Genomic DNA, 12397 nt, shown 5'->3' with positions numbered 1-12397 from the left:
CACGAAAAAAGACTTGACATGAAAAATATATTGAAACATGCAGCACTCGCGTTGTTCGGCGGTGCCTCGCTCGTGGTGGTCTCCTGCTCGGATTTCGAAGAGGTCAATACGAATCCCCATGCGACCGACGCCACGGTGACCCCGGCCTACTTTGCGCTGAACAATTCGATCATCTACTCGCAGCAGAATCCCGATACGGCAGAGCGCCTGTTTGTCATCAACTGGGCGGCACATGCCCGCCAGTACGATGGTTCGGGCTGTGAAATGGGATCTTACAACGATGGCTACAACAATGCCTCCTACAACCACATGTACACGGCTCTGAAACTCTGTACCGATGCCATTACCTTGAGCGATACCCAGATTGCTGCGGGTTCGCTGGGTGAGCGCGACGTCAACTTCCTGAAGAACATGACGGCTTTCGCCCGCATTTGGCGTGCCTATCTGATGAGCGAATTTGCCGACAGCTTCGGCCCGATGCCTGTCGCCGGATTCCAGGGCGTCAACCCCGAGTTCAACAGCGTAAAGGAGGTTTACTACTATATGTATAAGGAACTGGCCGAGGCGATTGCCGCCATCGACACGGCCATCACTCCGACCGATTCGGAGAAGAAGTGTGATCCGGCTTACGGATACGACGCTGCCAAGTGGAAGAAGTACGGTATTTCGCTCTGGATGCGTCTGGCCATGCGTCTTTCGATAGTCGATGCGGCCAAAGCTAAGGCCGAATTCGAGGCTGCCGTAGCCGCCGGTGAGGGTATCACCGCTGTGGACGAGACTTTCCGCGTAAAGGAGAGACCGGGATGGGATGCCCTTTCGGGAGTGATGACCCGCACCTGGAACTACCAGTCCAATTCGGCGACGATCGCCAACCTGGCTTGTAACCTCGGCGGTACCGATATTCTCGAAGTAATGGCCAGCGCAGACCACATCTATACGAAGCCCGATTCCGGGCGCTATCGTTCCCACATCAAGGATGCTTCTACCTATTTGGGCAAGCGCTTCGAGAAGCACTCTCTGGCAACGACCGACAACCCGACGCAGGGCTTCTTCTTCGACGGTCTGCCCAGCAAACTCGATCCGCGCATGATCGTTTACTTCTGTTTGCCGGGCGACTGGAAGGACCGCATCCATAACACGGCGTTCCCCTACTGGGATCATCCGAAATTCACTCAGGAAGAATCCATGTATGACCCGGCGGTAGAAGGAGAGTTGACTCCGCTTGCCGGTACGGAGATCGATGCTACTTACTGCTGGAACGGTCCGATCGTAGGCTATTGGAATGACAAGACGGCCAACTATAATGGTGTATACAATGGGAAGGGCGGTTTTGGCGTCTACGGATGTCATCCCCTTCTGGCGGACGAGTATCGCAGCAGCGATAACTATCGTGTATTCTTCGGTCCGTGGGAGACCTACTTCCTGTTAGCCGAGGCCGCTGTCCGCGGTTGGACGACCAAGATGTCGGACGAAGATGCTTACAACGCCGGTATTAAGGCCAGTCTCGAGTATAACGGCTTGGGCAAACACTATGCAACCTATATCGAGGGTGAGAACTACAACCGCGTAGGTACTTCCGTGAAGTTTACACATACGGCCGAGCCGACCGATGTCGAGATGGAATATGTGAACGGTTATACGGGCAAAAAAGATAAGATTACCTACAAGTATCCCGATGCCTCGAAGATTCTCTATCCGGGCAAGAAGCTCAACGACAAGATTACGAAGATCATCACCCAGAAGTACATCGCCAACATGCCGTGGCTGCCGCTGGAAAGTTGGTCCGATCACCGTCGCCTCGGCCTGCCGTTCTTCGAGATCCCGGCTTCGTCGACTACGATTGATACCATGCCTGAGTTCAATCCTGAAACCTCCTATCAGGGAGCACAGAAGCCCGGTTATTTCTCGCAGCGTATGAAATACCCGTCGAGCCTGGCGAATGCCGATCCGACCGGTTATGCCAAAGCGCTGGAGCTGCTCGGAGGTGAGGATGTTGTCGTTACCCCGCTGTGGTGGGCCATCGGCGGCAACAAATAGTTGACCTGCGATCCCATTTTTCAAAGCCTGCGAATCAGCGGACTCGCAGGCTTTTTTCATAAAACTTCGTACCTTTGCATACCGACGTAATATTCCATCCATGAATTTAAAACCGATTATCTTCTCCGCACTGCTCTCCGTGACGCTTGCATCGTGCTGCCAGGCATGGGCCCTTCCGCCGGAGACTCCCGAGCAGAAAACCGCCCGCATGGAGTGGTTCTCACGTGCCAAACTGGGTATTTTCATTCACTGGGGCATCTACTCCAAGGGCGATACCTCCGAAAGCTGGGCATTCCACAACGGAGCCATTTCGCTCGAAGACTACATGAACCAGCGCCACGCCTTCACCGCCGAGAAATACGATCCGGCGCTGTGGGCGCAACTGATCCGCGAGAGCGGAGCCCGCTACACCGTCATCACAACCAAACACCACGACGGATTCGCCCTGTGGGACACGAAAGCGGGCGACGTGAGCGCCGTCAAGTCGTCGCCCGCCGGGCGCGACCTGATCGCGCCCTTTGCCGAGGAGGTCCGCAAGCAGGGGCTCCGGCTCGGACTCTACTACTCGCTCATCGACTGGCCGCGTGACGACTATCCCGTACTGCTTCGCGAGGGCCCTGCCCGCTACCGGATCGCCGAGGAGCCCGAGCGGTGGCAACACTTCCTGGATTTCAACTTCGCACAGATGCGCGAGCTCAACGAGACCTGGAAACCGGACCTTTACTGGTTCGACGGCGACTGGGAACACTCGGCCGAAGAGTGGCGTGCACCGGAACTCGTCGCCATGCTGCGCGAAAGCAATCCGAATGTAATCCTCAACTCGCGTATCCAGGGATATGGCGATTATGCCACTCCCGAATTGGGCGTTCCGGTGGTGCGCCCCGAATCGAAGTGGTGGGAAACCTGCATGACGATGAACAATTCGTGGGGATTCCGCACGCGCGACATCTATTACAAGAGCCCCATGACCCTGCTGCGCATGCTGGTCGATTGCATCAGCCTGGGCGGCAATCTGCTGCTCGACATTGGCCCGCGGGCCGACGGAACGATCCCCGATGAGCAGATCGCCATCCTGAAAGAGTTCGGCCGCTGGACGGGCAAGCATGCCGAAGCCGTCTACGACACCCGGGCTGGTATTCCTGCGGGCCACGTGGCGGGTTATACGTCGCTGAGCCTCGACGGGAAGACGCTTTATGTCTACCTTCCCTACCGACCCAACGAATCGGTCGAGGTGAAAGGCCTCAAGAGCCCGGTCAAACGCGTGCGCGTCGTGGGCACCGACCGCGAGCTGACGTGGAAACGGTATAACGACATCTCGTGGAGCGAGGTCCCCGGCGTCTATTACATCGATGTTCCGGACGAGGTGCTCGACGAGCGGATCACCGTGCTGGCCCTTGACCTCGAAGAACCTGTCCGGCTCTACCGCGGCTCGGGCCAGATCATCAGTTTTAACGAATAAAACCCGAATATGAAAAGACTCCTCATTGTGCTATTGGCGACGGTCGCCGCGCTCGCGACGACGGCCCAACCGCTGTTCGAACGTTACGGCGACGTGCTCACCGCACCGCGCAGTTACAATTGCTTCCGTACGGAAGAGCCGATCCGCATCGACGGACGGCTGCATGAAATCTCCTGGCAGCGGGCCGTCAGTTCGGAAGCCTTCGTCGACATCCGCGGCGAAGCCTGGCCCGCGCCGGCCAAGCGGACCGTCGTGAAGATGCTTTGGGACGATGCCCATCTCTACATCGGCGCCGAACTCGAAGAAGACGACATCGTGGCCAAACTCACGCAGCGCGACACGATCATCTATCACGACAACGATTTCGAGGTTTTCCTCGATCCCGACGGCGACGGACAGCACTATTTCGAGATCGAGAACAACGCCCGCGGTGTCATTTTCGATCTGATGCTCGACAAGCCTTACCGCTCGGGCGGCAATTTCTTCATTCCCTGGAATTGCCAGGGGCTTCGGCTGGCCGTTCATCACGACGGGACGCTGAACCGTTCGAAAGACCGGGACCGCCGCTGGTTTGTGGAGATGGCCATCCCGTTCGAGGCATTGACCCGCAATTTCGACAATCCGAAGAACTACAAGGTTTGGCGCATCAATTTCTCGCGCGTGCAGTGGCCCCACCCGGGGCAGCCCGAAGAGAATTGGGTGTGGTCCCCCACGGGACGTGTCGACATGCACATGCCCGATCGCTGGGGATTTGTACACTTCGTCGATGCCCCGGTCGGAAGCCGTATTGCCGCAGCACCGATGACGCTTGACGCCGATCTCTACAAACTGCTGTGGGCCATGTTCTACGCCCAGCTAGACAGGCGGGCTGCGACCGGCAATTTCCTCCGTACGGTGGATGATTTCCTGCTTACCGATGCCGAGCGGGCGGCTCTGCCCGAAGGCAGCCGGCTTGCAGTGGAGGCGACGTCGAAGACGTTCCGCATCACGGCGACGGTTCCGGAGAGCAAATCATGTTACACGCTCGATCAGGAGGGTTGTTTCCGCATCGAGCCGCTGGCTCCTCGTGTGGTGAAGAACTGGATGTGGATGCGCCTGAAAGAGGATTGGAGTGCCGACCAGTACCGCAATCATTTCACCCGGATCCACGAGGCCGGTATCAGTGGCGTGCTTTTCGAAGGCTACGACGAACAGGTCTTCCGGCTCTGTAAGGAGGAGGGACTGGAGGCCCACTACTGGAAGTGGACGATGAATCGTCGCGAAGTGATGGAGACCCATCCCGAATGGTTCGCCGTCAACCGCAAGGGCGAATCGAGCTACGACAAGCCTGCTTATGTCGACTACTACCGCTTCCTCTGCCCGTCGCATCCCGAAGTGGCCGAATATCTGGCCGAGGACTATCTCCGCTGTGCGAATTTGCCCTATGTCGACGGCATGCATCTGGACTATGTACGTTTTCCGGATGTCATCCTGCCCGTCAGCCTGTGGAAGAATTACGGCATTGAACAGACCCGCGAACTGCCCGAATACGACTATTGCTATTGCGATCTCTGCTGTAGGAAGTTCAAGGAGCAGACAGGCCGCGATCCGCTCGAAACGACCTATCCGATGGAGGATCAATCGTGGATCAACTTCCGGTTCGATGCCATCACGCGCGTAGTCAAGACCATCGCCGCCGAAGTGCGGGGCAAAGGCAAATACCTCTCCGCGGCAGTCTTCCCCGGTCCCTCGATGGCTCGCCGGATGGTTCGCCAGGATTGGGATAACTGGCCGCTGGATGCCTATTTCCCGATGATTTACAATGGGTTCTATTACGAAGGTCCCGAATGGATTGGCCGCTCGGTCGCCGAAAGTGTCAAGGCGGTCGACGGACGGGGAGCCATCTATGCCGGACTGATGTTCCCCGACATCCGCGGCGAAGCCTTCGAACAAGCGCTCGATGCGGCATACGACAACGGTGCTTCGGGCGTCTCGTTCTTCGACGGTCCCGACGAGGAGTACCTCGTACGCCTGAAGGCATACCTCGACAAGCGGGGATTCGTTCCGGCGAACTGATTCGGCGTATGCGTCAATAAGGGTACGGGCGCAACAACGGGATCTTTTGCATCATCATCCCGATAATCGATGGGGCTGTCTAAAACTTGTTAGACAGCCCCATTTTGTTTGTTGTAAGATATAAATGCGAGACCAATGAAAAACAGTAAAAATAACAGGAATATTTGCAAAGAAATAGAGGCCTGAAACGTACAAATTCTTGGTCTTCTGCCGCGCCTTGCGGATCCGGATCTTGCCGTGGATGTCCGCCACCAGATGCTCGGGTTTGAGCTGTTGCACGTCCGTAAAGGCCAGCCCCGTCAGACCACAGAAACAGACGATGTAGCGCCCTGCGCCAGCCGGGGGATGGTGATCTCCTTGTTGAGCATGGCTTTCAGCTCCTGCTTTTCGGTGCCTTTTTCTGCATTTGGGCCAAAACAAAAATCCCTGTAAATTCGTGATTTACAGGGATTCGCAATCTTTTGCGTTGTTTCTTGGTGGAGAATACGAGATTCGAACTCGTGACCTCTTGCATGCCATGCAAGCGCTCTAGCCAGCTGAGCTAATCCCCCTTGTTGTGGGTGCAAAGATAATCGGATTTTTTTATTCTGCAAAATCCGGAGCAAAAAAAAGAGGCGCTGAAATTCATTTTTCAGCGCCCGAAGAGTTTCGACGGTGGAAAAACAGTCTATTCCACCTCCCAGGTGGCTCCCGAGTGGAGCAGGTCGTCGACGCAGTGAATTTTGCTCGCAGCTTTGACCTCCTCGACTTGCTTCTCCACGGCGCGGTCGTAGACCGCGTCGTCCTCGACCGAGCGGATTACACCCAGTGCCACCGGGTAGTCGGGGTATTTCATCGCCGCCAGCATCGAGTGCAGCGTGGTGTCGCGCTCGTGGGCGTCGTGCGTTAGCACATCGTCCAGCGTGTAGCCGTCCTGACCCACGGTCACCACCTTGAGCTTCATGTTCTCGAACACAAGGCCTTTTTCCTTGTTGGTGCCGAAGAGCATCTTCTCCCCGTGGCGCAGCGTCACCGTGCGCTGGGCACGCGTGGCCTTGTCAGCCGCAAAGGCGGCATGGGTCTTGTCGTTGAAAATCACGCAGTTTTGCAGCGCCTCGATCACCGACATACCCGTATGCTTGGCCGCAGCGATCATGCACTCTTTCGAGAGGGCTACCTCCATGTCGATCGTGCGGGCGAAGAACGTGCCCTTGGCGCCGATGACCAGCTCGCCGGGATTGAACGGCTTCTCGACCGTTCCGTAAGGCGAGGTCTTGGTGATCTTGCCCAGTTTCGAGGTGGGGGAGTACTGGCCCTTCGTGAGGCCGTAGATCTCGTTGTTGAACAGGATGACGTTCAGGTCTACATTGCGGCGGATGGCGTGGATGAAGTGGTTGCCGCCGATGGCCAGCGAGTCGCCGTCGCCGGTGGTTACCCACACCGAGAGACGCGGGTTGGCCGTCTTGACGCCCGTTGCCACGGCGTTGGCGCGCCCGTGTACGGAGTGAAATCCGTAGGTCTTCATGTAGTAGATGAACCGCGACGAGCATCCGATGCCCGACACGAAGGTGAACAGGTTGTGGGGCGTGTCGAGCGCGTCGGCGATTTCGGGCAGAGCGCGCTGCACGGCGCTCAGAATGGCGTGGTCGCCGCAGCCGGGGCACCAGCGTACCTCCTGGTCGCTCTTGAAATCCGCGGGGGTGTATTTGTAGTCTGCCATGGTTACTTGAGTAAGGATTCGAATTTCTGTTTAAGTTCTGCAACCGTGAAGGGCAGTCCTTCGCACTTGTTGTACTGTTCGTAGGAGAACTCCTGGAAGTTCTGGCGCAGATAGGCCGCAAACTGCCCTTCGTTCAGCTCGCAGACAACGATCTTGCGGAAGCTGGCGAAGATCTCGCGCACACCTTTCGGCAGGGGGTTGATGTAGTTGAAATGGCAGAGCGAGACCTTTTTGCCCTCCTTGCGCATTTCGTCCACGGCGTTCTGCAGATGGCCGTGCGTGCCGCCCCAGCCGACGACCAGCAGGTCGCCCTCCGCATCGCCCCAGACGCTCTGTGGGGGGATGTCCTCGGCGACTTTGGCCACCTTTGCCGCACGGGTGTCGGTCATCTTCTGGTGGTTGGCCGGGTCGTGCGAGATGCAGCCCTTCACGCTGTCCTTCTCCAGTCCGCCCACGCGGTGCTCCAGTCCCACTTTCCCGGGGAAGGCCCAGCCGCGGGCCAGCTTTTCGTTACGCACGTAGGGCATGAATCCCCCTTCGGGGGCCTTGTCCACGATCGGGGGCTGGATGGCGGGGTAGTCCTCCATCCGGGGTATGCGCCAGGGCTCGGATCCGTTGGCGATGAATCCGTCGGACAGCAGAATCACGGGCGTCATGTGCTCCATGGCCAGACGTCCGGCTTCAAAGGCGTAGTGGAAGCAGTCGCTGGGTGACGATGCCGCCACGACAATCACCGGGCATTCGCCGTTGCGGCCGTAGAGGGCCTGCTGGAGGTCGCTTTGCTCGGTTTTCGTCGGCAGACCCGTCGAGGGCCCTCCGCGCTGTACGTCCACCACGACCAGCGGCAGTTCGGTCATCACGGCCAGTCCCAGGGCCTCGCTCTTGAGCGAGAGTCCGGGGCCCGAGGTGGTCGTCACGGCGAAATTTCCCGCGAAGGCCGCACCGATGGCCGTGCAGATGCCGGCGATTTCGTCTTCGGCCTGTATGGTCTTTACTCCGAGGTCCTTGCGCTTGGCCAGCTCTTCGAGGATCACCGTGGCTGGGGTGATCGGGTACGAACCGCAGAAGAGCGGCAGTCCGGCCTTTTCGGCCGCGGCGCAGAGTCCCCATGCCGTGGCGACGTTGCCGTTTATCGAGCGGTAGGTTCCCTTTTCGCGGGGGGCTGGGGCCACGGTGTAGTGGTTGGCAAACTGGTGGGTGTTTGCGGCGTAGTTATACCCCGCCTCGATGGCCAGTTTGTTGGCCTGGGCCACGGCGGGATTTTTCTTGGCGAATTTCCCGTCGAGGTACCTGAGGGCATAGTCCTCCGGACGGTCGAACAGCCAGAAGCAGATGCCCAGCGCGAACATGTTCTTGCACTTGACGATCGCCTTGTTGTCCAGTCCGGTCTCCTTGAGAGCCTCGCGCGTCAGCGACGTGATGTCGGGAACGACGACGTTGTATTCGTCGAGCTTGAGTTCGGCCAGCGGGTCGAGGGTTGCGAATCCGGCCTTCTTGAGGTGTTCTTCGGTGACCGAGTCGCCGTCGAGGATGACCGTCGCTCCCGGCTTGAGCCATTTCCTGTTGGCCTTGAGTGCCGCGGGGTTCATCGCCACCAGCACATCGCAGTAGTCTCCGGGATTCAGCTCGCGGTGGTCTCCGAAATGGACTTGGAAGCCTGATACGCCGGCAACGGTTCCCTGTGGGGCTCGGATTTCGGCAGGATAGTCGGGGAAGGTCGAGATACCGTTTCCCAGCAGCGCCGAAGTGTCGGAAAAGAGCGTGCCCGTGAGCTGCATGCCGTCGCCCGAATCGCCCGAAAAGCGGATCACGACATCCTGCAACTCCCGCACTTTTGATTGTTCCATGATTTTAGTTTCAGATTATGGGTTAACAACGATTTTACAAATATATGGGGACCGATTGGGGCAAAGCGGCGAATTTGTTCGCAACCCATGCCGAACTGCATCCTGTCTGTTATGCAAATATATTAAATTATTTGTCATATCGGACTTTTTCGGCCGATTTTTTAACGATCCGTAACGGGAAGGCCGCTTTTTTGTTTGTTTTGTTTATAATGGATTGGGATTCAGGGCCGATCGCTTCCGATCGTGCCGGTGTCGGGAAGGCTCTGGCGACATGCCTCCTTGCGGAGCGCTTCCCAAGGAGGCCGGATTTCGGATGGGATGACGGTCGTCCGGGCGATTTTTTGCCTTCCGATGCGGTTTCCTCGTTCTTTTGGGCTACTTTTGTACCGCTAATATTGAATTTAAGGGATGATTACAGTTTCAAATTTGGAGGTACAGTATGGAAAGCGGGTTCTTTTCAAGGATATCAATCTCAAATTCACTCCGGGCAACTGCTACGGTGTGATCGGAGCCAACGGTGCGGGGAAGTCGACGTTCCTCAAGGTGCTCAGCGGCGAGGTGAGCCCGTCGCGGGGCGGCGTGGCCTTCGGCCCGGGCGAACGCTTGTCGGTGCTTCGGCAGGACCACTTCGCCTATGACGAATTTACGGTCCTCGACACGGTCCTGATGGGGCATCAGCCGCTGTGGGAGACGATGAAGGAGAAGGAGGCGCTCTACGCCAAGCCCGACTTTTCGGAGGAGGACGGTCTCCGGGCCGGTGAGCTGGAGGAGCGCTTCGCCGAGATGCAGGGCTGGAATGCCGAGAGCGACGCCGCCAACCTGTTGAGCAGCCTCGGGGTGCGCGAAGCGTTGCACGGCCAGCTGATGCGCGATTTGAGCGCCAAGGAGAAGGTGCGCGTGCTGCTGGCCCAGGCCCTGTTCGGCAAACCCGACAACCTGCTGCTCGACGAGCCGACCAACGACCTCGACCGGACGACGATCGCGTGGTTGGAAAACTACCTGTCGAACTACGAAAATACGGTGTTGGTCGTCTCCCACGACCGCCACTTCCTCGACTCGGTGTGCACGCATACGGTCGACATCGATTACAGCGACATCAACCTCTTCTCGGGCAACTACAGCTTCTGGTACGAATCGAGCCAGCTCGCCCTGCGCCAGCAGCAGAACCAGAACAAGAAGGCCGAGGAGAAGAGAAAGGAGCTTCTGGAGTTCATCCAGCGCTTCAGCGCCAACGTGGCCAAGTCCAAGCAGACGACTTCGCGCCGGAAGATGCTCGAGCGGCTGAACATCGAGGAGATCAAGCCCTCGATGCGCAAATATCCGGGCATCATCTTCCAGCCTGCGCGCGAGGCGGGCACGAAGATCCTCGGGGTCGACGAGCTGAGCAAGACGGTCAACGGCGAGCGGCTTTTCAGCAACGTCAGCTTCACGGTCGAGAAGGGTGACAAGATCGCCTTCCTGGCGCGTGATCCGCGTGCTGTTTCGGCGCTGTTTGACATCCTGACGGGCGGAGACCGGGCCGATTCGGGCGTCGTCGAGTGGGGTACGACGATCAATTACGCCTACCTGCCGCTCAACAATGCCCCCTGGTTCGAGAGCCAGCTCTCGATTGTCGATTGGCTGGCGCAGTTCTCGTCCGACACCTCGGAACTCTATTTGCGGGGCTATCTGGGCAAGATGCTCTTCGGCGGCGAGGAGATCTACAAGAAGGTCAGCGTCCTCTCCGGCGGCGAGAAGGTGCGCTGCATGGTGGCGAAGATGATGATCCAGCAGCCCAATACGCTTGTGCTGGACTCTCCGACCAACCACCTCGACCTCGAATCGATCCAGGCGTTCAACAACTCGCTGATCAATTTCAAGGGCAACGTGCTGTTGAGTTCGCACGACCACGAATTTGTCAATACGGTCGCCAACCGCATCATCGAACTCACGCCCAACGGCATGATCGACCGTTATATGGAGTACGACGACTACATCACCGACGAGGTCGTCGCTCAGCGCCTCGAGGCCCTCTGGGCCTGACCCGCTGGAATTGCCGCACACCGGGGGTCTTCCGGCATCTTCCGGGCCTGACCCGCTGGGGTTGCCGCATGCCGGGGGTCTTCCGGGATCTTCCGGGCCTGACCCGTGCTGCCGGCCGTACTCCGGATACGAAAACAGCCCCCGCTCCATCGGAGCGGGGGCTGTTTCATTCCGGCTGGGTGCCGGGCCTACTGCGGCTGCTTGCCGATGTAGGCCAGAATACCGCCGTCGACGTAGAGGATGTGTCCGTTGACGAAATCCGACGCCTCCGATGCGAGGAACACGGCGGGACCCATCAGGTCTTCGGGCGTACCCCAGCGTGCCGCGGGGGTCTTGGCCACGATGAACGAATCGAACGGGTGGCGCGATCCGTCGGCCTGACGCTCGCGCAGCGGTGCGGTCTGGGGCGTTGCAATGTAGCCCGGGCCGATGCCGTTGCACTGGATGTTGTATTCGCCATATTCCGAAGCGATGTTGCGGGTCAGCATCTTCAGGCCGCCTTTTGCTGCGGCATAGGCCGATACGGTCTCGCGGCCCAGCTCCGACATCATCGAGCAGATGTTGATGATCTTGCCGTGGCCTTTCTTGATCATCGAGGGGATAACGGCCTTCGAGACGATGAACGGACCGTTGAGGTCTATGTCGATCACCTGACGGAACTCCGCGGCGCTCATCTCGACCATCGGGATGCGCTTGATGATGCCGGCGTTGTTGACGAGAATGTCCACGATGCCGACCTCTTTCTCGATCTGCGCCACCATGGCGTTCACCTGCTCCTCGTTCGTCACGTCGCAGACGTATCCCTTGGCCTCGATTCCCTCGGCCTTGTAGGCGGCCAGACCTTTGTCCACCAGCTCCTGTTTGATGTCGTTGAAGACGATTTTCGCACCCTGGCGGGCGAAAGCCGTTGCCAGAGCGAATCCGATGCCGTAAGAGGCGCCCGTCACGAGCGCGACCTTACCTTCCAGTGAAAAGTTTACCATTGTTATAGAAATTTGTTAGGTTTTGTTGTTTGTTTGTCGGCCGCCGCTCCTCACGCTTCCGACTGTCTATCCCTCCGGTCGCGGATACCGCCGCTCCAGCCACAAGGGCCGCTGGCGCTATCCCTACCGGCTTCTTTTCTGCCGCAGGGGCTGACTCGCTTCTGCCGCGGGTACACTGGCGTCACTTCTGCCGCCGTTATTCCTGCCGCACTTCGGCTTTCCGCAGAGCCCTCAGCGCCCGCAAAGCCCGCAGCAACCTCAGCAACCTCAGCGCCCCGGAGGGGCTTTGGGGGAC

At 58.4% G+C, this 12397-nt stretch carries 7 protein-coding genes and 1 tRNA gene; 4 read left to right on the top strand and 4 right to left on the bottom strand.

What is annotated here, in order from left to right:
- Positions 1–18 precede the first annotated feature (18 nt).
- From QZ460_RS06210 to QZ460_RS06200, 3 genes are all read left to right on the top strand, one after another.
- Positions 19–2037: a SusD/RagB family nutrient-binding outer membrane lipoprotein gene (locus QZ460_RS06210; RefSeq protein WP_290540711.1), complete on the top strand. Its 2019-nt coding sequence runs from the start codon at positions 19–21 to the stop codon at positions 2035–2037.
- A gap of 100 nt (positions 2038–2137) precedes the next feature.
- Positions 2138–3496: an alpha-L-fucosidase gene (locus QZ460_RS06205; RefSeq protein WP_290540710.1), complete on the top strand. Its 1359-nt coding sequence runs from the start codon at positions 2138–2140 to the stop codon at positions 3494–3496.
- A gap of 9 nt (positions 3497–3505) precedes the next feature.
- The gene (locus tag QZ460_RS06200; RefSeq protein ID WP_290540709.1) at positions 3506–5551 is read left to right on the top strand and encodes a sugar-binding protein; all 2046 of its coding nucleotides are present in this window, start codon (positions 3506–3508) and stop codon (positions 5549–5551) included.
- Positions 5552–6025: 474 nt separating this feature from the next.
- On the opposite strand, the gene QZ460_RS06195 is transcribed toward QZ460_RS06200, so the two are convergent.
- From QZ460_RS06195 to QZ460_RS06185, 3 genes are all read right to left on the bottom strand, one after another.
- A tRNA-Ala gene (locus QZ460_RS06195) sits at positions 6026–6102 on the bottom strand.
- A 116-nt stretch (positions 6103–6218) separates the two neighbouring features.
- Positions 6219–7250, bottom strand: coding sequence for a 2-oxoacid:ferredoxin oxidoreductase subunit beta (locus tag QZ460_RS06190; RefSeq protein WP_290540708.1), 1032 nt, complete (start codon positions 7248–7250; stop codon positions 6219–6221).
- A gap of 2 nt (positions 7251–7252) precedes the next feature.
- Complete coding sequence (locus tag QZ460_RS06185) at positions 7253–9097, bottom strand: 2-oxoacid:acceptor oxidoreductase subunit alpha (protein ID WP_290540707.1); 1845 nt, start codon at positions 9095–9097, stop codon at positions 7253–7255.
- A 408-nt stretch (positions 9098–9505) separates the two neighbouring features.
- Between QZ460_RS06185 and QZ460_RS06180 the strand changes: the two genes are divergently transcribed.
- Positions 9506–11119, top strand: a complete 1614-nt coding sequence (locus QZ460_RS06180) for an ATP-binding cassette domain-containing protein (protein ID WP_290540706.1) — start codon at positions 9506–9508, stop codon at positions 11117–11119.
- A 188-nt stretch (positions 11120–11307) separates the two neighbouring features.
- Here QZ460_RS06180 and QZ460_RS06175 read toward each other — a convergent pair whose 3' ends face one another.
- Positions 11308–12102 (bottom strand): gluconate 5-dehydrogenase, encoded by a 795-nt coding sequence (locus QZ460_RS06175; RefSeq protein WP_290540705.1) that lies wholly within the window; start codon positions 12100–12102, stop codon positions 11308–11310.
- Between the last annotated feature and the right edge of the window lie 295 nt (positions 12103–12397).

Source organism: Alistipes sp. (genome assembly GCF_020026455.1).
Taxonomy (GTDB): domain Bacteria; phylum Bacteroidota; class Bacteroidia; order Bacteroidales; family Rikenellaceae; genus Alistipes.
This window is presented reverse-complemented; position numbering and strand designations above follow the sequence as displayed.